Origin of the sequence: Candidatus Sulfidibacterium hydrothermale (assembly GCF_020149915.1) — a bacterium.
Lineage (GTDB): Bacteria > Bacteroidota > Bacteroidia > Bacteroidales > F082 > Sulfidibacterium > Sulfidibacterium hydrothermale.
Genome location: NZ_CP083760.1, coordinates 685,085 through 706,193 on the forward strand (window position 1 = coordinate 685,085; position 21,109 = coordinate 706,193).

At 42.9% G+C, this 21,109-nt stretch carries 21 protein-coding genes; 13 read left to right on the forward strand and 8 right to left on the reverse strand.

The window, feature by feature from the left end; all coding sequences use genetic code 11:
* Positions 1-102: 102 nt before the first annotated feature.
* From nifJ to trhA, 4 genes are all read left to right on the forward strand, one after another.
* Positions 103-3,648: a pyruvate:ferredoxin (flavodoxin) oxidoreductase gene (gene nifJ / locus LA303_RS02700; protein ID WP_240526399.1), complete on the forward strand. Its 3,546-nt coding sequence runs from the start codon at positions 103-105 to the stop codon at positions 3,646-3,648.
* 110 nt (positions 3,649-3,758) lie between these two features.
* Positions 3,759-4,583: a 3-methyl-2-oxobutanoate hydroxymethyltransferase gene (gene panB, locus LA303_RS02705; RefSeq protein ID WP_240526400.1), complete on the forward strand. Its 825-nt coding sequence runs from the start codon at positions 3,759-3,761 to the stop codon at positions 4,581-4,583.
* A 15-nt stretch (positions 4,584-4,598) separates the two neighbouring features.
* Positions 4,599-5,309, forward strand: a complete 711-nt coding sequence (locus tag LA303_RS02710; RefSeq protein WP_240526401.1) for an RluA family pseudouridine synthase — start codon at positions 4,599-4,601, stop codon at positions 5,307-5,309.
* A 56-nt stretch (positions 5,310-5,365) separates the two neighbouring features.
* Positions 5,366-6,013, forward strand: coding sequence for a PAQR family membrane homeostasis protein TrhA (gene trhA, locus LA303_RS02715; protein WP_240526402.1), 648 nt, complete (start codon positions 5,366-5,368; stop codon positions 6,011-6,013).
* Between the two features lie 11 nt (positions 6,014-6,024).
* On the opposite strand, the gene LA303_RS02720 is transcribed toward trhA, so the two are convergent.
* The 4 genes from LA303_RS02720 to LA303_RS02735 form a co-directional block, all read right to left on the reverse strand.
* Positions 6,025-6,417 carry a NifB/NifX family molybdenum-iron cluster-binding protein gene (locus LA303_RS02720; protein ID WP_240526403.1) on the reverse strand — a complete coding sequence of 131 codons (393 nt, stop codon included), beginning with the start codon at positions 6,415-6,417 and terminating at the stop codon, positions 6,025-6,027.
* A 41-nt stretch (positions 6,418-6,458) separates the two neighbouring features.
* Positions 6,459-7,538, reverse strand: a complete 1,080-nt coding sequence (locus tag LA303_RS02725) for a glycoside hydrolase family 53 protein (protein WP_240526404.1) — start codon at positions 7,536-7,538, stop codon at positions 6,459-6,461.
* Positions 7,539-7,622: 84 nt separating this feature from the next.
* The gene (locus LA303_RS02730; RefSeq protein ID WP_240526405.1) at positions 7,623-8,765 is read right to left on the reverse strand and encodes a M14 family metallopeptidase; all 1,143 of its coding nucleotides are present in this window, start codon (positions 8,763-8,765) and stop codon (positions 7,623-7,625) included.
* A gap of 31 nt (positions 8,766-8,796) precedes the next feature.
* Positions 8,797-9,870: an ROK family protein gene (locus LA303_RS02735; RefSeq protein WP_240526406.1), complete on the reverse strand. Its 1,074-nt coding sequence runs from the start codon at positions 9,868-9,870 to the stop codon at positions 8,797-8,799.
* A 275-nt stretch (positions 9,871-10,145) separates the two neighbouring features.
* Between LA303_RS02735 and LA303_RS02740 the strand changes: the two genes are divergently transcribed.
* From LA303_RS02740 to LA303_RS02755, 4 genes are all read left to right on the forward strand, one after another.
* Positions 10,146-11,246 (forward strand): 6-phosphofructokinase, encoded by a 1,101-nt coding sequence (locus LA303_RS02740; RefSeq protein WP_240526407.1) that lies wholly within the window; start codon positions 10,146-10,148, stop codon positions 11,244-11,246.
* Between the two features lie 81 nt (positions 11,247-11,327).
* Positions 11,328-11,708: a glycine cleavage system protein GcvH gene (gene gcvH, locus LA303_RS02745; protein ID WP_240526408.1), complete on the forward strand. Its 381-nt coding sequence runs from the start codon at positions 11,328-11,330 to the stop codon at positions 11,706-11,708.
* A 12-nt stretch (positions 11,709-11,720) separates the two neighbouring features.
* Entirely contained in the window at positions 11,721-12,134 is a 414-nt protein-coding gene (locus LA303_RS02750; protein ID WP_240526409.1) for a VanZ family protein, read from the forward strand.
* 44 nt (positions 12,135-12,178) lie between these two features.
* Positions 12,179-12,853: an energy transducer TonB gene (locus LA303_RS02755; RefSeq protein WP_240526410.1), complete on the forward strand. Its 675-nt coding sequence runs from the start codon at positions 12,179-12,181 to the stop codon at positions 12,851-12,853.
* A gap of 51 nt (positions 12,854-12,904) precedes the next feature.
* Here the strand turns inward: LA303_RS02755 and uvrC are convergent, their stop codons facing one another.
* The 4 genes from uvrC to LA303_RS02775 all read right to left on the reverse strand — a co-directional run bounded on the left by uvrC (position 12,905) and on the right by LA303_RS02775 (position 17,623).
* Positions 12,905-14,722, reverse strand: a complete 1,818-nt coding sequence (uvrC, locus tag LA303_RS02760; protein WP_240526411.1) for an excinuclease ABC subunit UvrC — start codon at positions 14,720-14,722, stop codon at positions 12,905-12,907.
* A 30-nt stretch (positions 14,723-14,752) separates the two neighbouring features.
* Positions 14,753-15,547, reverse strand: a complete 795-nt coding sequence (gene rsmA, locus LA303_RS02765; protein WP_240527095.1) for a 16S rRNA (adenine(1518)-N(6)/adenine(1519)-N(6))-dimethyltransferase RsmA — start codon at positions 15,545-15,547, stop codon at positions 14,753-14,755.
* Positions 15,548-15,556: 9 nt separating this feature from the next.
* Entirely contained in the window at positions 15,557-16,828 is a 1,272-nt protein-coding gene (gene serS / locus LA303_RS02770; RefSeq protein ID WP_240526412.1) for a serine--tRNA ligase, read from the reverse strand.
* Between the two features lie 123 nt (positions 16,829-16,951).
* Positions 16,952-17,623: an outer membrane beta-barrel protein gene (locus tag LA303_RS02775; RefSeq protein WP_240526413.1), complete on the reverse strand. Its 672-nt coding sequence runs from the start codon at positions 17,621-17,623 to the stop codon at positions 16,952-16,954.
* A 157-nt stretch (positions 17,624-17,780) separates the two neighbouring features.
* Here LA303_RS02775 and LA303_RS02780 point away from each other — a divergent pair, with 157 nt between their 5' ends.
* The 5 genes from LA303_RS02780 (at position 17,781) to LA303_RS02800 (ending at position 21,107) form a co-directional block, all read left to right on the forward strand.
* Entirely contained in the window at positions 17,781-18,227 is a 447-nt protein-coding gene (locus tag LA303_RS02780) for a type I restriction enzyme HsdR N-terminal domain-containing protein (RefSeq protein WP_240526414.1), read from the forward strand.
* Between the two features lie 199 nt (positions 18,228-18,426).
* Entirely contained in the window at positions 18,427-19,026 is a 600-nt protein-coding gene (locus LA303_RS02785; RefSeq protein WP_240526415.1) for a hypothetical protein, read from the forward strand.
* Between the two features lie 11 nt (positions 19,027-19,037).
* A complete protein-coding gene (locus LA303_RS02790; protein WP_240526416.1) occupies positions 19,038-19,910 on the forward strand; it encodes a DUF3822 family protein in 873 nt (290 codons plus the stop codon).
* Positions 19,898-20,449 (forward strand): 16S rRNA (guanine(966)-N(2))-methyltransferase RsmD, encoded by a 552-nt coding sequence (rsmD, locus tag LA303_RS02795; RefSeq protein ID WP_240526417.1) that lies wholly within the window; start codon positions 19,898-19,900, stop codon positions 20,447-20,449. Before LA303_RS02790 ends, rsmD begins: the two co-directional genes overlap by 13 nt.
* Positions 20,436-21,107 carry an alpha/beta hydrolase gene (locus tag LA303_RS02800; RefSeq protein ID WP_240526418.1) on the forward strand — a complete coding sequence of 224 codons (672 nt, stop codon included), beginning with the start codon at positions 20,436-20,438 and terminating at the stop codon, positions 21,105-21,107. Before rsmD ends, LA303_RS02800 begins: the two co-directional genes overlap by 14 nt.
* Positions 21,108-21,109 lie beyond the last annotated feature (2 nt).

Genomic DNA, 21,109 nt, shown 5'->3' on the forward strand with positions numbered 1-21,109 from the left:
AAGCAACGGCTTAAGATTTAGTTTTTTACGTGTTAAAGAGTTACTTTACCGGAGTCTTTTTTGTTAGAAAATAAACTAAATAACTTTTTAAAAATCAGATAAATGAGCGGAAAGAAAAAATTTATTACCTGTGACGGGAACTACGCTGCTGCCCACGTGGCTTATATGTTTAGCGAAGTAGCAGCTATCTATCCTATCACACCTTCGTCAACCATGGCCGAGTATGTGGACCAGTGGGCTGCTTTCGGTCAAAAAAATATTTTTGGTGAAACGGTAAAAGTAGTCGAAATGCAATCGGAAGGTGGTGCTTCCGGTGCAGTGCACGGCTCGCTGCAGTCAGGTGCGCTTACCACTACTTTTACGGCATCGCAGGGGCTACTCCTGATGATTCCGAACATGTACAAAATTTCCGGTGAACTTTTGCCGGCTGTATTTCATGTAAGTGCCCGTAGCTTGGCTACACAGGCGCTCTCTATTTTTGGTGATCACAGCGACGTAATGGCTACCCGGAATACCGGTTTTGCCATGCTGGCTACCGGTAGTGTTCAGGAGATTATGGACCTGGCCGGTATTGCTCATTTTGTTTCGTTGCGTACCCGTATTCCTTTCCTGCATTTCTTTGACGGTTTCCGTACTTCTCACGAAATTCAGAAAGTGGAATATTTTGAAGTAGAAGACCTGAAACATCTTTTCCCGTGGGAAGACCTGAAGAAATTCAGAGATAATGCCTTGAATCCGGAACATCCGGTAACCCGCGGAACAGCACAGAATCCCGATATCTTTTTCCAGGCTCGCGAAGCGGCCAACCGTTTTTATGCACCGGTTCCCGATCTCGTGGAAGAATATATGCAGGAAATTACCAAGCTGACCGGACGTGAATATCACCCGTTTACTTACTATGGTGCTGAAGATGCTGAACATATTGTGGTTGCCATGGGTTCGGTTACCGAAACCATTCGCGAAACCATTGATTATCTTATAGCACAGGGCGAAAAAGTCGGATTGGTGACCGTACATTTGTATCGTCCGTTCTCAACCGATTACTTGCTGAAAGTTATTCCGAAAACCGTAAAACGGATTGCTGTTCTTGACCGTACCAAAGAGCCCGGTGCCAACGGCGAACCGCTTTATCTTGATATTAAAGAAGTTTTCTATGGCCGCGAAAATGCTCCGGTAATTGTAGGTGGTCGTTACGGACTGAGTTCCAAAGATACTACGCCGGCCCAGATTGTTTCGGTTTTCAACAACCTGAAACAACCCGAACCCAAAAACCATTTTACAGTGGGTATCGTGGACGATTTGACCTTTACCTCTTTGCCGTTGCTTCCTGAAATCAGTATCTCCGATGAAGGTACTTTTGAAGCCAAATTTTACGGTCTGGGTGCTGACGGTACGGTAGGGGCCAACAAAAACTCCATTAAAATTATTGGGGAATCTACCGACAAATATGCTCAGGCTTATTTTGCCTACGATTCCAAAAAATCGGGTGGAATTACCATTTCGCACCTGCGTTTTGGAGATAAACCGATTCGTTCGACTTACATGGTCGGAACTCCTGACTTTGTGGCCTGCCACGTACCGGCTTATCTTACCAAATATGATATGTTGAAAGGCCTGAAAGACGGTGGTACTTTCCTGTTGAACAGTATCTGGGATGAGGAAGAGACCAAACGTCGTTTACCGGATAGTATGAAAAAATATCTGGCTGAACACAACATTAATTTCTACACCATCAATGCAACAAAAATTGCTTCGGAAATTGGTCTTGGAAGTCGTACCAACACCATCATGCAGTCTGCTTTCTTTAAAGTAGCTGAAGTGATTCCTTACGATCTGGCTGTGGAAAAAATGAAAGAATTCATTTACAAAACCTACGGCCGTAAAGGGGAAGATATTGTGGAAATGAACTACCGGGCTGTAGATGCCGGTGGCGACGTGACCAAAATTGAAATTCCGAAAGAATGGGCTGATATTGAAGTGAAAGAACAGAAAGCCAATGATGATGATCTGCCGGCCTTCATCCGTGAAGTAGCTCGTCCGATTGATCACCTGAAAGGCGATGACTTGCCGGTAAGTGCTTTCAAAGGACGCGAAGACGGTACTTTCCCGGCCGGGACAGCCGCTTACGAAAAACGTGGAGTCGCAGTAACCGTTCCGGAATGGATTGGCGACAAATGTATCCAGTGTAACCAGTGTGCTTATGTTTGTCCTCACGCTGCTATTCGTCCCTTCCTGGTGAATGAAGAAGAAGAGAAAAATGCTCCGGAAGGCATGCAGTTCCTCGAAACCAAAGGCAAATTGAAACCGCTGAAATACCGTATCCAGGTAAGTGTTCTCGACTGTACCGGTTGCGGCAGTTGTGCCGATGTTTGTCCGTCACCTGAAAAATCACTGATTATGGTGGATACCGAAAGTCAGATGAAAGAAGTGGAAAACTGGGATTATCTGATTAAGAATGTGACAGACAAAACGGTAGAAGGTCGTGTTGATAAATTTATCAGCGTGAAAAACAGCCAGTTTGCACAGCCGTTGTTTGAATTCTCCGGGGCTTGCGCCGGTTGTGGTGAAACACCGTACATCAAAGCAGCTACCCAGCTTTATGGTGATCGTATGATGATTGCCAATGCGACCGGTTGTTCCTCTATCTACGGCGGTTCAGCTCCTTCTACACCTTATACGGTGAATCCGGAAGGTAAAGGTCCGGCCTGGGCAAATTCATTGTTTGAAGATAATGCCGAATATGGCTTTGGAATGGCTACCGGAATCCGGAAAATGCGTGACCGTATCGAACGTTTCATGAAAGAAGCTATCGAAGCCGGTACCACAGCCGAAAGAAAAGAAGCCTTTGAAGCCTGGATTGCTGCCAAAGATAATGGAGAAGAATCCAAAGTGGCCTCTGCCAAAGTAGTGGAAGTACTGAAAGGTGCTGATGACGAAGTCGCCAAAAAAATCATGGAACTGGAACAGTATCTGGTGAAAAAATCCATGTGGATTATTGGTGGTGACGGCTGGGCTTACGATATTGGATACGGCGGACTGGATCATGTATTGGCTTCCGGTGAAGATGTCAATATGCTGGTACTGGATACCGAAGTATATTCCAATACCGGTGGACAGGCTTCTAAAGCCAGCCAGACGGCTGCTGTAGCTAAATTTGCTACGGCCGGTAAAGAAATCCGGAAAAAAGACCTGGGTGCCATTTACATGACTTATGGTTATGTATATGTTGCTTCTGTAGCAATGGGAGCCAGCCAGAGCCAGTTTTTCAAAGCGCTGAAAGAAGCAGAAGCTTATCCGGGACCATCACTGATCATTGCTTATTCTCCTTGTATTGCACATGGTTTGCGCAATGGAATGGCCCGTTCGCAGCATGAAGAAAAACTGGCCGTAGAAGCCGGTTACTGGACACTGTACCGTTACAATCCGCTGCTGGAACTCGAAGGAAAGAATCCGCTGCAGCTTGATTCCAAAGAGCCTGATTTTGAAAAATTGAAAGAATTCCACGAATTGGAAGTGCGTTTCACCTCGCTGAAAAAAGCTTTCCCCGAGAGAGCCAAAGAACTGCAGGAAATCGCATTGAAAAATGCTCAGTGGCGTTACAATTTTTACAAACGTCAGGCTGAAATTGATTACTCCAAAAAAGATTAATCAATAGATAGTCATTGAATTTGTTGAAAAAAGCCGCAGCCTTGGTTGCGGCTTTTTCTTTTTTTGTTTGACGGGAGAGATATTTTTTACATTTGTAAAAAAATTGTGTTATGGACGGATTATACGGTTCGAAAAGATTTCCGAAAATTACAACCCACGTGCTTCAGGAGATGAAGTTAAAGGGAGAAAAGATAGCAATGCTTACCGGATACGATTATTCTATGGCGCGTTTACTTGACGAAGCCGGGATTGACGTAATTCTCGTAGGCGATTCGGCCTCCAATGTGATGGCCGGTCATGTAACTACATTGCCCATTACCCTGGATCAGATGATTTATCATGCTTCGTCGGTGATGCGGGCGGTAAAAAGGGCTTTGGTTGTGGTCGATTTGCCTTTTGGAACATATCAGGGAAACTCAAAAGAAGCATTGCATTCAGCCATTCGAATCATGAAAGAATCAGGAGCTAATGCTGTGAAGCTGGAAGGCGGTTCTGAAGTGGTAGAATCCATCGACCGGATTTTATCCGCCGGAATTCCTGTTTTGGGGCATCTCGGTCTTACTCCGCAATCGATAAATAAATTCGGTACTTATGTGGTTCGGGCTAAAGAGGAAGAAGAAGCCGCTAAATTGCTTCGCGATGCCAAACTGCTGGAAGAAGCCGGCTGTTTTGGAATTGTACTGGAAAAAATTCCGGCTGATCTGGCAGCCAAGGTGACGAAAATGGTTAAAATCCCTACCATTGGTATTGGTGCCGGACATGAAGTAGACGGCCAGGTATTGGTTTTACATGATATGCTGGGGATTAATCAGGAATTTTCACCTCGTTTTTTGCGGCGCTATCACAATCTTCATGATGAAATCATTAAGGCTTTTCTTGCCTATATTCGTGATGTGAAAGCGGTGGATTTCCCTAACGATAAAGAACAGTATTGATTTGTTATCCCGTTTATGACTCCCGGAATCCCTTTAAGTAAACGCATTTTATACGAAGACAATCATCTGATTGTGGTCAACAAGCTTCCATCAGAAATTGTTCAGGGCGATAAAACCGGGGATGAACCGCTAAGTGAAGCGTTAAAAAGTTACCTGAAAAAAAAGTACCATAAACCGGGAAATGTTTTCCTCGGCGTAATTCACCGCCTGGACCGGCCGGTAAGTGGCGTGGTGGTTTTTGCCAAAACCGGAAAAGCCCTCAGCCGTATGAATGAATTGGTAAAACAACGGCAGTTTAAAAAAACCTATTGGGCGGTGGTGAAAAATATGCCACCGGAGACAGAAGGAGAACTCCGCCATTTTTTGTGGCGGGATACGGTGAAAAATAAATCTTTTGTAGGCTTACATCCAAAAGCCGGTAGCAAAGAAGCTGTTTTAAGCTATCGTATCCTGGCTTCCGGTGAGCGTTATCATTTGCTGGAAATTGATTTGCATACCGGCAGGCATCATCAGATCAGGGCCCAGCTTGCTGCGGTGGGTTGTCCGATCAAAGGCGATTTAAAATATGGTTTTCCCCGTAGTAATCCGGATGCTTCCATTGGCTTGCATGCCCGGAAGGTTTCCTTTGTTCATCCGGTAAAAAAAGAACCGGTTACTTTTTTAGCGCCACCGCCCAACGATACGTTATGGAATTATTTTTTGAAAAAAGTAACGGAAAAAACATAATAAAACCTCATTTATTACATTACCTTAGCAGGTAAAAGTCTTAAACTCGGTTAGTTTTGAAAACATACGCAAAAAAAAGAAGCTATTCTCCTGCCGAAGAAAGATGGAATATTTATTCTCATGGTTTGGGATTTCTGTTATCCATTCCGGCAACCATTTTTTTAATCCTGAAAGCTTCGCATGGGGATGCCTGGCAAATAGTCAGTGTAAGTATTTACGGCGCCAGCATGATGACGCTTTATCTGGCTTCCACACTTTACCATTCGTCTAAGGATCCGGAAAGGCGGCATAAGTTAAATGTTTTTGACCATGCTTCCATTTATTTACTGATTGCCGGAACGTATACCCCGTTTTTGTTGGTTACCCTTCGTGGCCCGTGGGGATGGAGCCTGTTTGGTGTTATTTGGGCTGCAGCCATTGGGGGTGTCATTTTTAAACTGTTTTATACCGGAAAATTTGATGTCGTTTCCACCATTGCTTATGTCGCCATGGGCTCTATTGTCATTGTGGCCATTAAACCGTTAATGGCGCATCTTCCGTTGCCGGGCCTTTATTGGCTGTTGGCCGGCGGGGTGAGTTATATTATCGGAGCCGTATTATACCTTCAGTACAAACTACCGTTTCATCACGCCATTTTCCATTTTTTTGTACTGGCCGGCAGTGTCTGTCATTTTATTGCGGTTTACGATTATGTACTGTCCTGAAAAGAAATAATTTATTTCTTGAAGTTCAATACGTTTCTGTCTTCTCCGGCTTTCCATTCCGAGAGGATCAAGTCTGTTTTTTGTTGTAAAACCGACAGACTTTGTGCGATTTCCGGATCATTCATCATGATGCAGACAAACTGTTTGCGGATTCGTTTGATGTTGGGGCCAAATACCTTGGAAACCACCACTTGAACGCCTTCTTTTTTTAATAGCTGGGCAATTCCTTTGGCTTTTTCCGGATCGGCATGTCTTTTTTCTTCTTTGGGCGGGTTAATTACGCGTTTCAAAAATTGCGACCCATCAGGTGTGATCTTGTACAAGTCAAAATAACGGGCATCTCCCGAATGTTTATCTACATAAGTTTTTCCGTCATCGGTTGAAAAAGCGGCAATAATTTCCATGTGTTTTCTTTTGGGACAAAGGTAAAATTTTCGGGAATTTCTCAGGGGTTAAAAATTTCCATAGCAGGCAAGGCCTGGTTGTTAAAATCAAAAAGGGCAAGGTTCTCCCATGGGGAACCAATAACAGAATCTGTTTTCTTAATGGTAACCCATTCGGGCTCCCAATAACAAAAACCACCACCATAGGCGTTTGTTTCGGTAAGATGTCGCAGCTGTTGTAAAAAATCTTTTTGTCCGGTTTCGGTTGCCGGAAATGCCGAAATGAGCTGGGCGGTATTTCCTACAACATTGTTTGTATTGTCGTTCCATAAAAGAGTAAACGGATAAGCTGTTTCGGCAATGATAACCGGTTTTTGGTAGGTGTTTGAAAGATAATTTACTACATTTTGCAGTGTGTCAAGTGATTTTCCGTGCCACCAGGGATAGTAAGATAATCCGATGATATCGTAATCTATTTTTTGTTTTTTCAGAAAAGCAAAAAAGTTTTCCGCATTTCGGTATCCGGCGTAATGAATCATGATTTGTGTGGCAGAATCTGTTTCTCTTACGGCATCAATTCCGGCTTGTATCAGTGTGGTAAAGTTGTAAGGATTTGTAATATGTCCGTCCGGCCACAGTAATCCGTTATTAATTTCATTTCCAATTTCGATATATTCCGGTTCAATTTTTGTCATTACGGTTTTGGTATAAAAAAATACACTGTCCCGAAGTTGCTGAAAATCCAGGTTTTGCCAGGTCGCTGGTTTGGTTTGATGTGCCGGGTCGGCCCAGGTGTCCGAATAATGTACATCAAGCCATACTTTTAACCCGTTGAGATGTATTTGTTGGGCAAAAGCAGTAACTTGCGTAAGGCTGCTGTTGAATAAAGAAGAAGGATGAACCAATAACCGTAATCGTACTGTATTCATCCCGTTATTTTTAAAGATTTCGAGTGCCGGTTTTTCTTTTCCTGTCCGGTCAAAATAGTGGGCGCCCTGGTATTCCCATAATGGTAAAAAAGAAAGATCAGCCGCCCGGATAAATATCTGTTGGGACGGGGAAGCCGTTGGATTTGCTTTTTTACAGGCAGAAAAAAAAGATAAAAAAGTAAAAAGAATAAGAAACCGCTTTGAATTCGTCATGGTTTTTTACCGGTTTGTTGCAGATCGTGTTAGTTGTTTATGCAGAAAAGAACGAAAAAGAAGCAGTAACCCGGGTTGCTGCTTTTATTGGTTGCTTTTTTCTAATTGATGAAGAAGTTGGTCGAAAACCGCTTTGCTTTTTTGCAAAACCTGTTGACGCCATTTTTTATCATCAGGGTAATATAACTGGCGGAAAGCTTCCAGTGTTTGTTTTTTACTTTCTTTGTTGGCATACCCATAATGGAATCCGCGGTTTTCATTTATCATAATCCGCAGCGATTCAAGGCTCTTTCGCACTTTGATGTTATCAAAAGTACCAAATTCCCAGGCTATGGGTAAAACGGTTACTTTTTCTTCTGTACATCTTTGAAAAAGAAATTCAAATAAAGAACCGGAGATCTTATAGAAATCACCGCTGTCTTTATCTGCCGCTTCAATTTTTTCGGTGGGGTATAATTTTCGGAGTTGTTCCAAAACAGCCGGATTGGGATATTGATCCATGCCGATAAGATGCAACCGGCCCCGGTAACCATATCCGGTGTGTAAGTCGATTAAAACAAGCCTTTTGTGGCCTTTTGCAAACCGGCAGGTGATTTGTTCCATGATGGTTTTTTGCGGTTCAAAAGCTTTCCCTCCAAAGAAGATCCCTTTTTCGTGGTGATATTGTCCTTGTAAAATTGCCTGCCGGAATGTTTTGATTCCTTTTTTTTGAATTTGTCGCATCGTCTTTAGAAAAAACCGGAGGTTTTCGGCCGGTTTCTTTCGGTAAAGGCCGGATGGATTTAATAGTTCGTTGAGCTCGGCATACGCCTGGTTTTCGGTTTCAAAAAGTTTATCCGAAAGCGCAAAGTTTCGGTTTAAGTCAACATTTCGCGAAGTAACCCGCCTAAAATATTTTTGTCCGTAAGGGTTAACGCTATGAACAAAAAGAAAAGAAGAATGAGCAATTATTTTTTCATCGGGCAGAATAAATTCATTTAAAAACAGTTGCTGAATTGCCGATCCGGTGTAGGCTTCAATGCCGTGTACGCCGGAAGTAACCATCACCAGATTTTCAGCATGGTTTGTAGCCGGAAGGTAAATCAGGTCGATAAACAAACCCTCTTCGTTTTCACGATCGATGGCAAAAGAATCAGTAATGGCATTTGGATACTTTTCGCGTAACCGGGCTGCGCTGTTCAAAAAAGCTTTTCGCGATGTTTCGTATGTGTCGTTAAAGTAGTTCATTGTAGAGGGATTTTGATAAAGATGTATTTTGCTATGTCAGTTTTGACACGGCGTAAGCATAAGCTCCTTCGGCTACGGCTTCACTGGTTCCCAACCGGGTAATTCCTACAGCAATTTTTTTATGCGGATGGTAAATTTGTGTTTCCTCCGAATAAGGAACCTTAATCGTAATGGATTCGTCTTTCAAGAAAGCGGCTTTTTCTTTTTCGTCTTCCCAGTTAAAAGCATTTAATTCCATTCGCGGAACCAGTGTATTATCCTTTTTTATAAATGTGCTGTTCATCTGTTTGATGGTGGACGGAAGAAACAGCGGAAAAGCGCCGGAAAGTCCGCCGCCAATTACCACACAACCGTCAGTAAGACTCACGGCATTGGCCAGGGCATCGCCCAGCACCTGTCCGAATTTACTCCAGGCTTGTTGTGCTGCTTCGCGGTTACCGGGTTTTTGTCCGTTACCGATCTGAAAGATTTCGAACGGTTCGGGCGTTTCTTCAAAAGTTATCCCGCTATAATCGGAAAACAGGTGCCGGATACCGCGGATGCTGAGTATTTCTTCCACACTTTCTTCGCGCCGGATAAAGTTGCTGAAGCGGTTGATTTCGGCAGCAGCCGAATTATCCCCGCTGAAAAGCTGCTCATTTACAACTATTCCGCCTCCGAAGCCGGTTCCAAGCGTAACCCCCAGTAAATTTTTGTATTTTTTTTTGCTTTGTTCGTTAATTTCGGGCAGCAATCCGCTGATGGCTTCTCCCAGCGCAAACAAGTCCCCGTCGTTATTGATAAATACCGGAATATGGAATTTGTTTTCGAGCATTTTGGCTAAAGGAACGCCGCCACGAAAAAACGGAAGATTTTCCAGGTCGCCGATAATGCCGGCTTCATAATCAGCCGGGCCGGGAAAACAAAAACTGATGGCATCGGCTTTTGTTCCGGTTTTTTCCTGTAAAAGCGAAAATCCGTGAAAGATCTTTTGGATAAAATCATCCAGATTTTCCGATGGTGCCGGAAGGTTAACTTTTTCCTGGAGAATCTGGTTGTTCTGAACTGCCGAAAAAACCAGATTGGTTCCGCCGGCATCCAAAGTAAGTATTGTTGTTTTTCCCATAATTATTCTGTGCTTTCAAAATCAAAAATAAAGAAAAAACCCTGACCAGAAAATCTTTGGCTGTTTTTTATGGCCGGCTTTTGTTTTTTGATAAAGCCGGCAATGCAAAAAGGTTTTCTCAAACGTTTGTATTCCCTGTTATCTTTTGTTTGCTGTTCTGAAAGGGCGGATGGACCCGGCCGGAAGTGGACTTCCCGTGATAAGTGCCCGATATTGGTTATTTTTGTGCCCTTAGAAACAGGAAATAAAATAACCGGAATAAAAAAACAGATCAAATGAAGAGAGTACTGATAGCTACAGGGGGCGGCGACTGCCCCGGATTAAATGCCGTAATTCGTGCCATTGTTCACCGGGCTTCGCAGGAAAAAGACTGGGAAGTTTTGGGAAGCATTCAGGCGTTTAACGGAATTCTTTGGGAACCTACCGAAGTAGTGGTACTGGATAATGAAAAAGTAAAAGGAATTCATTTCCAGGGAGGAACCATTATTGAAACCACCAATAAAGGCGGCCCGTTTGCCTGGCCGGTTAAAAATAAAAAAGGAGAATGGGAATATGTTGACCGTTCGGAAGAAATGATTCGTAAACTGCAGATCATGCATGTGGATGCTGTGATCAATATTGGCGGTGACGGATCACAACGAATTTCAGAAGCACTTTACCGCAAGGGGCTGAATATTATCGGGGTTCCCAAAACCATTGATAATGATTTGTCTTCAACCGACTCTACATTTGGTTTTCAAACTGCCGTGGAGGTTGCCACGGAAGCCGTCGATAAGTTAGTGACTACGGCTGCCAGCCATAATCGTGTTTTTGTGCTGGAAGTAATGGGTCGCGAAGCCGGCTGGATAGCCATGAATGCGGCTGTGGCTGGAGGAGCTGATGTGTGCCTGATTCCGGAAATGCCTTATGATATTGAAGCAGTAAAAGATGCCCTTGAAAAACGTTTTGTCCACGATCGTGGATTTGCCGTGGTGGTGATTGCCGAAGGGGCTTACCCGAAAGGGGGAAAAATGGTGGTGCAGGAAAACGATGAAATCGGATATGAAAATCCCAAGCTGGGCGGTATCAGCGGGGTTTTGATCAATCAGCTGAAAAAGGCCGGTTTCCAGCACGATATGCGTCAGACGGTTTTGGGCCATTTACAGCGTGGCGGCGTTCCCATTGCTTACGACCGGGTACTCTCGGCACAATTTGGGGTAAAAGCCTTTGAAATGGTGCTGAACGAAGAATATGGCAAAATGGTGGCTTATCGTCATCCTGACTTTATTGCCGTTCCGCTGAAAGATGCGATTGCCAAACCCAATTTGGTAACACCGGATAATGCACTGGTGAAAACAGTAAAAGGATTGGGAATTTCTTTGGGACAAAAAGAATAATTTTTTAAATGCTTTGAAAAAAGTCCGTTAACGGAAATAATTTTAATGTAAATTTGAGCCGTTATTTAAAAATTAATGGACATGAACATTCCCGAAAATTTAAAGTATTCAAAAGACCACGAATGGCTGAAGATTGAAGGTGACGAAGCTTACGTGGGGATTACTGATTTTGCCCAGAACGAATTGGGCGATATTGTTTTTGTTGAGGTGGAAACCGTTGACGAAACATTGGAAAAAGAAGAAACTTTCGGCACCGTAGAAGCTGTGAAAACAGTTTCTGATCTGCTTCTTCCGGTAGGAGGTACCATTCTTGAGTTTAACGAGAAGCTGGAAGATGAACCCGAGCTCATCAATAAAGATCCTTACGGCGATGGCTGGATTATTAAAATTAAGCTGACCAACCCGGATGAAGTGAATGATTTGATGGATGCTGATGCGTATAAAGCTTTAACCGAATCTTAGTTGCGTGGCGGTATGCTAAAAAAATTGTGGCCGTCGTTGCTCTGGTCAATAGTCATTTTGTTACTTACCGGCCTGCCGGGAAATTATTTCCCCAAAGTAACTACCTTTTGGGATTGGCTGGAGCCAGACAAGGCAGTGCATCTTTTCATCTTTGGTGTATTGTCGTTTTTGATTCTTTTTGGCTACCGCGAGCAATATTTTAACCGGGAAAAGCGTTATATTTTTGGTATTGTTGCTGTTGTTGTAGCAGCACTGTACGGTTTGATTACGGAGTTGTTACAATATTATGTTTTTACCGGAAGAGACGGAAACCGGTTTGATTTTTTTGCCGATGCAGCAGGCGCCGTGATAGGGTGGCTGGTGTTTAGTTATCTGTATCGAAAAAAAATAAAGCATCATACTAACGAAATAGAAGAATTTAATTAATTTAGCGGCCGGAAAAAGTTATCCGAAAATTTAAATAAAGAACGATGGAATCCAGAAAAACACCAAAAGCGGACCTCGAGAACAAAAAAGCCATCTTTTTTGAGATCGGCCTGGTGATTGCCCTGGCTCTTGTTTTCTTTTCTTTTAACTATAAAAGTTATAAAGCAAGAACCGTCACGCTGATTAAACAGCAGGTGCAAAACACCCCCGAGGAAATTGTCCCAATTACGGAACAGAAAGTAAAACCGCCTCCGCCACCTCCGCCTAAAGCGGTGACACAAATTAAAATTGTGAACAACGACGTGAAGGTAAATGATAATGTGGATATTGATGTGGAAGCCGATATGAATACCGCGGTTTCTGATTATGTTCCGCCGGAAGAAGAAGATTCGGTACCTGAACAGCATATCTTCATGGTTGTGGAGCAGATGCCTAGTTTCCCGGGAGGGATGGGTGCCTTGATGAAATATCTGGCTACACATATTCATTATCCCGAACTGGCCAAAGAAAGTGGTATCCAGGGGCGTGTGTTTATCAACTTTGTGGTTGAACCCGATGGCTCGATCTCACATGTGAAAGTTCTCCGTGGTATCGGAGGCGGATGTGACGAAGAAGCTGTACGTGTGGTGAAAAGTATGCCTAAATGGATTCCCGGTAAACAGCGGGGAAAACCAGTACGGGTATCTTTTAACCTTCCTGTGAAATTTACACTGGAATAAAAAGACAATTCGAATAATAAAAAAGCTCTCCCGTAAAAGGAGAGCTTTTTTTTATGCCTTGTTTTCCGGATGAAAATGGTGATATACCAATGCGGCTTTTGCTTTTCCGATAACGGGAATCATCTCCTGCTCCGAAACGTCTTTGATCTTTTTCACCGATCGGAAATGCTGTAAAAGTTTTTGGGCTGTATCTTTTCCAATGCCTTTGATCGTTGTCAATTCGGATTTTAATGTGCCCTGCTGGCGTCGTTTGCGATGATGAGTAATCCCAAAACGGTGTGCCTCGTCGCGCAATTGCTGAATCACTTTCAGGGTAACTGATTTTTTATCAAGATACAACGGTAATGGATCTCCTGGAAAGTAAAGCTCTTCCAGCCTTTTGGCAATGCCGATGATGGCTATTTTCCGGTCGAGATTTAATTTTTTCAAACTTTTTACAGCTGCACTTAATTGTCCTTTGCCGCCGTCCACGACAATGAGCTGGGGAAGCGGAAGGTTTTCTTTCTGCAACCGGCCGTAACGCCGCAGGATAATTTCCTCCATGGAAGCAAAATCGTTGGGCCCTTCCACCGTTTTAATGTTGAAATGGCGGTATGCTTTTTTATTGGGCTTGGCTTTAACAAATTGTACCATGGAAGCTACCGGAAAAGTTCCCTGAAAGTTGGAATTGTCAAAACATTCGATGATCTCGGGCAGAACATCCAGCCGTAAATCCTGTTTCATCTTTTCCAGAATCCGCCGGCTATGTCTTTCCGGATCAACGAGCTCCTGTTGTTTTTGTTGCTCCATGCTGTAATACCGGGCATTTCTTTCACTCAGCTCCAAAAGTTGTTTTTTGTCTCCTTTTTTAGGGACGATGATTTTAATATCGGGCCATTGAACTTCGGGACGGAAAGGAACGATGATTTCTTTGGCATGACTGCCAAAACGTTGCCGGAAATCCGTAATGGCAAACGTCAGAATTTCCTGTGGGGTTTCGTTCAGTTTCTTTTTTATTTCTACCGTGTGTGCCTGAACAATGGCGCCGTTCATCACCTTTAAAAAATTGACATAAGCTCTTTTTTCATCATTTAAAACAGAAAAAACATCCACATTGTTGATACGCGGATTCACGATGGTGGATTTGCTTTTGTAATTTTCCAGTATTTCCAGCTTTTCTTTTACCAGCTGTGCATTTTCAAAATCCTCTTTTTGGGCATAATCCATCATTACCCGGCGCAAGGCTCCGATCACTTCGCTTAAATTTCCTTTGATGATCGACCGGATTTGGGCAATGGTTTCGGCGTAGGCTTCTTCCGATTGTTTGCCCACACAAGGAGCCATGCAATTGCCGAGATGATATTCCAGGCAAACTTTGAATTTTTTCTTTTGGATGTTCTTTGGCGAAAGGTTCAGTTTGCAGGTGCGTAAAGGATAGAGTTTTCTGATGATGTCCAACAGGGTTTTCATCATGCGTACGGAAGCATACGGGCCATAATATTCCGAACCGTCGTTAACAATATGCCGGGTGGCGAAAACCCGCGGAAAAGGCTCGTTTTTAATGCAAATCCAGGGGTAGGTTTTGTCATCTTTGAGCATGATGTTGTAGCGGGGCTGCAGCTTCTTGATCAGATTGTTTTCGAGCAACAACGCATCCAGTTCGGTTTCGGTTACAATGAAACGGATATCCTGAATTTTTTTTACCAAAAGGCGAAGTTTCCCGCTGTCCGGTTCTTTGTTGAAATAGCTGGAAACCCTTTTTTTCAAGTTTTTGGCTTTTCCTACGTATAAAATTTTCCCGTCTTTATCATAATACCGATAAACTCCCGGTTTTTCCGGAAGACTGCGTACCAAAGCAGAAAGGTTTTCCTGAAGTGTATTTTTTTTCATCAGCCACGGGATTTTTTGCCAAAAATAAGGTTAAATCCGGCTTTTGTTCTCCGCTAATGCCGCTTCGTATAAGTTCGTCAGGGTGACGAAATCAGAAACGTCCAATTGCTCAGCCCGTTGATCAAACAGCGGATGGGTTACCGGAGAACCTCCGAAAAGCGCTTTCAAAGCGTTACGCAGGGTTTTTCGCCGTTGTCCAAAAGCGGCTTTTACCACTTTAAAGAACAGGGTTTCGTTACAGTTTAGTTTTTCGGTTTTGTTCCGTTGCAACCGGATAACGGCCGATTTTACTTTGGGAGGCGGAAAAAATACCGTTTCATTTACTGTAAAACAGTATTCGATGTCGTACCAGCTCTGGAGCAGTACGCTTAAAATGCCATACGTTTTATTACCGGGTTTAGCGGCAATTCGTTCCGCCACTTCTTTTTGAATCATGCCGACAACTTCAGGAATCCGGTTGCGGTTTTCCAGGATCTTAAAAAAAATCTGACTGGAAATGTTGTAAGGAAAATTGCCAATCAGTGAAAAATTTTCCGGAAACAAAGCCGGTAAATCGCTTTTTAAGAAATCGGTTTCCAATATTTGTAAACGTTCGTCCGAAAAGTGTTGGTGAAGATAGGTAACCGATTCAGTATCGATCTCAATAAGCGTTAATTGCCTGATATTTTCTTTTTCCAGTAGCGATTGTGTTAAGATGCCGGTTCCGGGACCAATTTCGCAAACAACGGGAAACCGGTCTGACAGACAGGCCGTAATTTTCCGGGCAATATTTTTGTCTTTCAGAAAATGTTGTCCTAAATGTTTTTTCGGCCTGACCATAGAAATCTTTAATCGTTAATCAATCATTTCAAATCCGGTATAGCTTTGTAAAGCTTTGGGTATTTTGATCCCCTCGGGGGTTTGGTTGTTTTCGAGCAGGGCTGCCACAATACGCGGAAGAGCCAGGGCGCTGCCATTAAGCGTATGGGCCAGACGGGTTTTTCCGTCTTTTCCTTTAAACCGCAGTTTCATCCGGTTGGCCTGATAGCTTTCAAAGTTGGAAACCGAACTCACCTCCAGCCATCGTTTTTGTGCTCCGGAAAACACTTCAAAATCAAAAGTAAGTGCCGATGTAAAACTTAAATCACCGCCACAAAGCCGTAAAATCCGGAAGGGCAGCTCCAGTTTGCGCAACAATCCGGCCACATGTGCTTTCATCTCTTCCAGCGTGTCATATGATTTGTCCGGATGCTGAATCTGGACAATTTCCACTTTGTCAAACTGATGCAGGCGGTTTAATCCGCGTACATCCTTTCCGTACGAGCCAGCTTCGCGCCGGAAACAGTTGGAATAAGCCACATTTTTTACCGGAAGATCGGCTTCTTTCAGGATGACATTACGGTAAATATTGGTAATGGGCACTTCGGCTGTAGGAATCAGGTAAAGCTTGTCCAGTCCCACGTAATACATTTGACCTTCCTTGTCGGGAAGTTGCCCGGTACCAAATCCGGAAGCTTCGTTAATCAGCAACGGCGGTTGGTATTCCAAATATCCGGCAGCAATGGCTTCATCCAGGAAAAAGTTGATGAGCGCCCGTTGCAGCCGGGCTCCTTTCCCGCGGTAAAACGGAAATCCGGCGCCGGTAACTTTGCTGCCGAGATCAAAATCAATAATCTTATACTTGTCGGCCAATTCCCAGTGCGGAAGCGCATTTTCGGGTAAAGCCGGTATTTCGCCTTCCGAAAAAACCACTTCATTATCTGCATCGCTGTTGCCTTTCGGCACAGAAACATGCGGCAGGTTGGGAAGCTCCACCATTTTACTGTTCAAATTTTTCGCAAGGGTGTCTAACTCTGCTGACAGGGTTTTGGCCTGTTCTTTCAGCTTCAGTGATTCCTGCCGGGTGGCTTCGGCTTTTTCTTTTTCACCGTTTTTAAAATAACGTCCGATTTCTTTGGCCAGTTGTTTTGACCGGGCCAACGTATCATCTAACTGCTTTTGCTTGGAACGTCGTTGTTGATCGAGTTCCGCAATTTCTTCCACAATTTTTTTGGCGTCAAAATTTTTTACAGCCAGGCGGGCAATCACCTCTTCCTTATTTTCCCTGATTCTTTGAAGTTCAAGCATAAGAATGAATTTTTTGCAAAGATAAACAGGTTTTGTCCAAAAAAGAGAAAGGCAGAAATTTTTTGGGAGAGGATTTGTTCGGACAAGGTTTACCGGAAATTTTTTTAAAACAAGGATGTCAGATTATGGAATAACAGCCGGTTTTATTTTGCCAAACAGCCGGTAGTGCAACATGAACTGCACCGTATAAAAATAACGGCGATTGGTTTTCACCACCTCCTGCGGATCGGTACCGCTGAGATACTTTTCCGTCATAAAGGCGGATAGGTCTTCGTACAAATCAATGCCTAAGCTAAACCTTTTACCTAGGGCATAAGCATAACCTGCGCTGATACCAGTATAAAAAGGGGTGTAATGATAAGTGTAAGTATAATCGGGGTCAAATTGGTAATCGTGTTGCAAAAGATTGATGTTGGCAATAAGCCCCAGTGAGAAAATAGAACGCAATTTTTTACCCGTTGTCCATTGAAACTTTAAGGGTATTTGAATGGCTTTTAAATCAGTGTGTTCTTTATGAAAATCAGAAGAATAAACAGGGTCTTCGTAATAAGTATAGTCATACGATACCCCTGTTCCAATTGCTATGTGTGTATTAAAATGATACGTAAAACCAGCCCCCAAAACCGTTGAGAGATTCACAGAAGCGTATGTTTGGTTTGAAACTTCATTACGGATTTCCATTTTTTGCCACAGTTTGGCTATACCGGTTCCGGCAGAAAGTTGTACCGTCCACTGGGCAATGCCCCACAATGGCCATGTGGTCAGGATTAATAAAATAAGTGTGTGTTTTTTCATTTTGAAGTAAAATGGGTTTTCCTCCCAAAGATAAGAAAAAGACGGAAAAACTTTTGTGGACAAAAGCCATTTGGGTTGGAGACTGGTCCGGATAACTACCCCTTCGCAGATTCGGTCATAATTCGTTACTTTTACTCCGGAAATAAAATGAGAAAGGATGCAGTTGAATCTTCCGGCATATCCTGTAAAAGTAAGGGGAGGCCGTACCGGCGAAAAAGAAATTTGGGATGCTTTCCGCAGGAAATATGTCCGGCTTACACCCGAAGAGTGGGTACGCCAGCATTTTTTACATTTTTTATGTCAATCCAAACACTATCCGGTTTCGTTGGTGGCGGTAGAAAAGAGTTTAACCATACAGGGAAGACAACGGCGTTTTGATGCGGTGGTTTTTAAAGGGGGAACCCCTGCTGTTTTGATGGAGTTCAAAGCACCGGAAGTCAAACTTACACAAGCTGTTTTTGATCAGGTAGCCTTGTATAACTTTGCCTTGCATGCCGATTATCTGATTATCAGCAATGGTCTTTCACATTACTGTTGTAAAATGGATTATCCCAATAATCGTTGGTACTTTTTAAAAGACATCCCCGATTTTGATCACCTGTAAATATTTAGTGATTCATATTGCGTCTGAATAAAAAAATGATTTCCTTTGCACTAATTTTCCGGTTGGAATCTTAAAAAGTTATAAATTTGTGCGTTATTTTTTTGAAGGAGTTTAAAATCAAGGGTTTTAAATTATAAAAACGAAAAAATTTAATCATGGTAATTTCCATGTGACCAATGAAATATAAAATAATAAACACATGAAAAGAACAATCATCCAAATTATTTTAATAGCCATTGCCGTTGTTCTCGGCTACTTAACTTATCAAAGTATTATGGAACCGGTACGGTTCAATAAGGAAAAAAAACACCGTGAGGCGTTGGTTATTCAGTATCTGAAAGATATTCGTTCCGCAGAGTTTATTTACAAACAGCTTCATAATCGGTATACCGGCTCGTTTGATACGCTGATTCATTTTATGGACAGTGCCAAGATTCCTGTGGTTAGAATGATTCCTGATCCGCATGATACCACGTATACCCTTACCATTAACGATACGATCGGATATGTAAGAGTAGCTGACTCCTTGTTTAAAGGACAACCCAATGTGGATTATCGTCATATTGATATTATTCCGTTTTCGGGAGGTCAAAAATTCCAGTTGCGCGCCGGCGTAATTAAAAAAGGTGGAATTAAAGTGAATGTATTTGAAGCCAAAGCGCCGTACACCACTTATTTGAAGGGAATGAATAAACAATTGATCATCAATCTGACAGCCAGTCGAAAAGAGTTGAAAAAATATCCCGGGCTGAAAGTCGGTTCCATGACCGAGCCAACGACCGACGGCAACTGGGAATAATCCCGGTGGTTATGGCATTGCGTATTCAACCCCATATCAGTTATATCGACAAATCTTTTAAAGCGTCACATACGCGTTCGTATATCATGGCCATGCAAATTAATTTGCATGGCCTTGCTTTTACTATTTATCACCCCGACCGGAACAAATTTGTTGTTTTACAGCAATATCGCTTTGATGAAAAGAAAAAACCAACCGATTATCCTTTGGTGTTCGATCTGATTCTCAATGATAATCCCTGGTTTGCTTATCCGTATATGGATTTTTATTGCTTGTTTCAGAATAATTTTAACACCCTGATTCCGCTGCCTCTTTTTAACAAAGAACACAAAAACCTTTATCTCGGTTTTAATCATCCTTTTCAGGAAAACCATCGTATTGTTTTTGATGAATTAAAAAATACCGGCTCGGCCAATGTATATTATCTTCCCAATCCGGTGGCGGAGAAAGTGAAAGAGTTCTGGCCCAATGCCACCATTTTGCATTATTCAACTGCACTGATTGAAAGCCTGACGGTCCATTTTAAAAACCGGATGGACGATCAAATGCTTTTTATGGATGTGCATGAAGAAAATTTTGATTTGGTTTACTTTAAGGGAAACCGGTTGTTTTATGCCAATAACTTTTTGTTCCGGACAAAAGAAGACTTTGCCTATTTTTTGCTTTCGGTCATGGAACAATTGTCGTTAAACCCGGAAGATGTCCGGCTTTTATTGTTGGGCGATATCGATAAAAACGATGAAAAATACCCTTTGATTTACCAGTATATCCGTCATGTTGACTTTATTCCGGAAAACAAAGGATTTCATTATTCCTATTTGATGGACGATGTGAGACGTCATCGGTTTTTTACTTTGTTTAATGTATTGCAATGCGAATTATAGCCGGAAAATATCGCAGCCGCCGTATTGCTCCACCCAAAAACCTGCCGGTTCGTCCTACTACTGACCGTGCCCGTGAGAGCCTGTTTAACATTTTGAATAATTTGGTGGAGTTTGAAGAAATTAAAGCACTTGATCTTTTTTCGGGCACGGGGGCTGTTTCTTTTGAGTTGATTTCGAGAGGATGCCGACAGGTAACAGCGGTAGATCATAATAAGCAATGCACAACCTGGATCAAAAAGGCTGCCCGTGATTTCCAAATGGATGATATCCGGGTAGTGCCGGCTGATGTTTTCCGGTTTATGAACCATAGGGGAGAAAAATATGATCTGATTTTTGCCGACCCGCCGTACAGCCTGGAAAACCTGCCGGAAATCAGCCGGTATGTTTTTGAAAACAAGTTGCTTAATGAAAATGGCTGGTTGGTGGTAGAGCATCCCAGGGAGATTGATTTTTCCGGTCAGCCTTATTTTCACAGCCACCGGAAATACGGAAAAGTGAATTTTAGTTTTTTCCATTTTGTGGAGCATGACACCGAATAAAAAGCCTCGTATTTTTTTCTTTACCGGCCTGGGAGCCGATGAGCGGGCTTTTGCTTTTTTAAAGCTGAAAACCGGTTATCAGCAGATTCATGTTGCGTGGATTGAGCCCGGCAAAAAAGAATCTTTACCGGATTATTGCCGGCGGCTTGTTGAGAAATATGATATCCGGGATAATGATATCTTGGTCGGACTCTCTTTTGGCGGGCTGGTTGCTGTTGAAATCAATCGTATTGTAAAACCCTCGTTGACGATACTTATCTCCAGTGCTTCTACCCGTGGCGAATTACCGGCACTGTATCGGATTGCCGGAAAGACAGGATTGTATCATCTGATTCCGAAATCGGTGCTTGGTAAACCCGGACGGCTCAAATATTATCTTTTCAGTTTGAAAAAGCCGGAGCAAAGAAAATTGTTTGATGAGATTGTTCGCGGAAGCGATACGGATTTTGTGCAATGGGCGATTCGGCAGGTAGTTTGCTGGAATAACGATGTAAGGCCGTCCCGCCTGTTTAAATTACACGGTACGGCTGATCGTATTATGCCGCTGCACAAACCATCCACTGATTTTATTATTCCGGGAGGCAGCCATTTTTTAACCTGGGAAAATGCCGCAGAAGTTTCGGAGATTATGGACCGGCTGCTTCAAAAAGCAATTTAGTT

Excerpts from the sequence above, each read along its gene's own strand:
- LA303_RS02710 (WP_240526401.1), top strand. The coding sequence starts at position 4,599 with ATGACTCCCGGAATCCCTTTAAGTAAACGCATTTTATACGAAGACAAT.
- serS (WP_240526412.1), bottom strand. The coding sequence starts at position 16,828 with ATGCTTGAACTTCAAAGAATCAGGGAAAATAAGGAAGAGGTGATTGCC.
- gcvH (WP_240526408.1), top strand. The coding sequence starts at position 11,328 with ATGAACATTCCCGAAAATTTAAAGTATTCAAAAGACCACGAATGGCTG.
- rsmD (WP_240526417.1), top strand. The coding sequence starts at position 19,898 with ATGCGAATTATAGCCGGAAAATATCGCAGCCGCCGTATTGCTCCACCC.
- LA303_RS02730 (WP_240526405.1), bottom strand. The coding sequence starts at position 8,765 with ATGAACTACTTTAACGACACATACGAAACATCGCGAAAAGCTTTTTTG.
- panB (WP_240526400.1), top strand. The coding sequence starts at position 3,759 with ATGGACGGATTATACGGTTCGAAAAGATTTCCGAAAATTACAACCCAC.
- LA303_RS02800 (WP_240526418.1), top strand. The coding sequence starts at position 20,436 with ATGACACCGAATAAAAAGCCTCGTATTTTTTTCTTTACCGGCCTGGGA.
- LA303_RS02720 (WP_240526403.1), bottom strand. The coding sequence starts at position 6,417 with ATGGAAATTATTGCCGCTTTTTCAACCGATGACGGAAAAACTTATGTA.
- nifJ (WP_240526399.1), top strand. The coding sequence starts at position 103 with ATGAGCGGAAAGAAAAAATTTATTACCTGTGACGGGAACTACGCTGCT.
- LA303_RS02740 (WP_240526407.1), top strand. The coding sequence starts at position 10,146 with ATGAAGAGAGTACTGATAGCTACAGGGGGCGGCGACTGCCCCGGATTA.
- LA303_RS02780 (WP_240526414.1), top strand. The coding sequence starts at position 17,781 with ATGCAGTTGAATCTTCCGGCATATCCTGTAAAAGTAAGGGGAGGCCGT.
- LA303_RS02785 (WP_240526415.1), top strand. The coding sequence starts at position 18,427 with ATGAAAAGAACAATCATCCAAATTATTTTAATAGCCATTGCCGTTGTT.
- uvrC (WP_240526411.1), bottom strand. The coding sequence starts at position 14,722 with ATGAAAAAAAATACACTTCAGGAAAACCTTTCTGCTTTGGTACGCAGT.
- LA303_RS02735 (WP_240526406.1), bottom strand. The coding sequence starts at position 9,870 with ATGGGAAAAACAACAATACTTACTTTGGATGCCGGCGGAACCAATCTG.
- LA303_RS02750 (WP_240526409.1), top strand. The coding sequence starts at position 11,721 with ATGCTAAAAAAATTGTGGCCGTCGTTGCTCTGGTCAATAGTCATTTTG.
- LA303_RS02755 (WP_240526410.1), top strand. The coding sequence starts at position 12,179 with ATGGAATCCAGAAAAACACCAAAAGCGGACCTCGAGAACAAAAAAGCC.
- LA303_RS02775 (WP_240526413.1), bottom strand. The coding sequence starts at position 17,623 with ATGAAAAAACACACACTTATTTTATTAATCCTGACCACATGGCCATTG.
- LA303_RS02790 (WP_240526416.1), top strand. The coding sequence starts at position 19,038 with ATGGCATTGCGTATTCAACCCCATATCAGTTATATCGACAAATCTTTT.
- LA303_RS02725 (WP_240526404.1), bottom strand. The coding sequence starts at position 7,538 with ATGACGAATTCAAAGCGGTTTCTTATTCTTTTTACTTTTTTATCTTTT.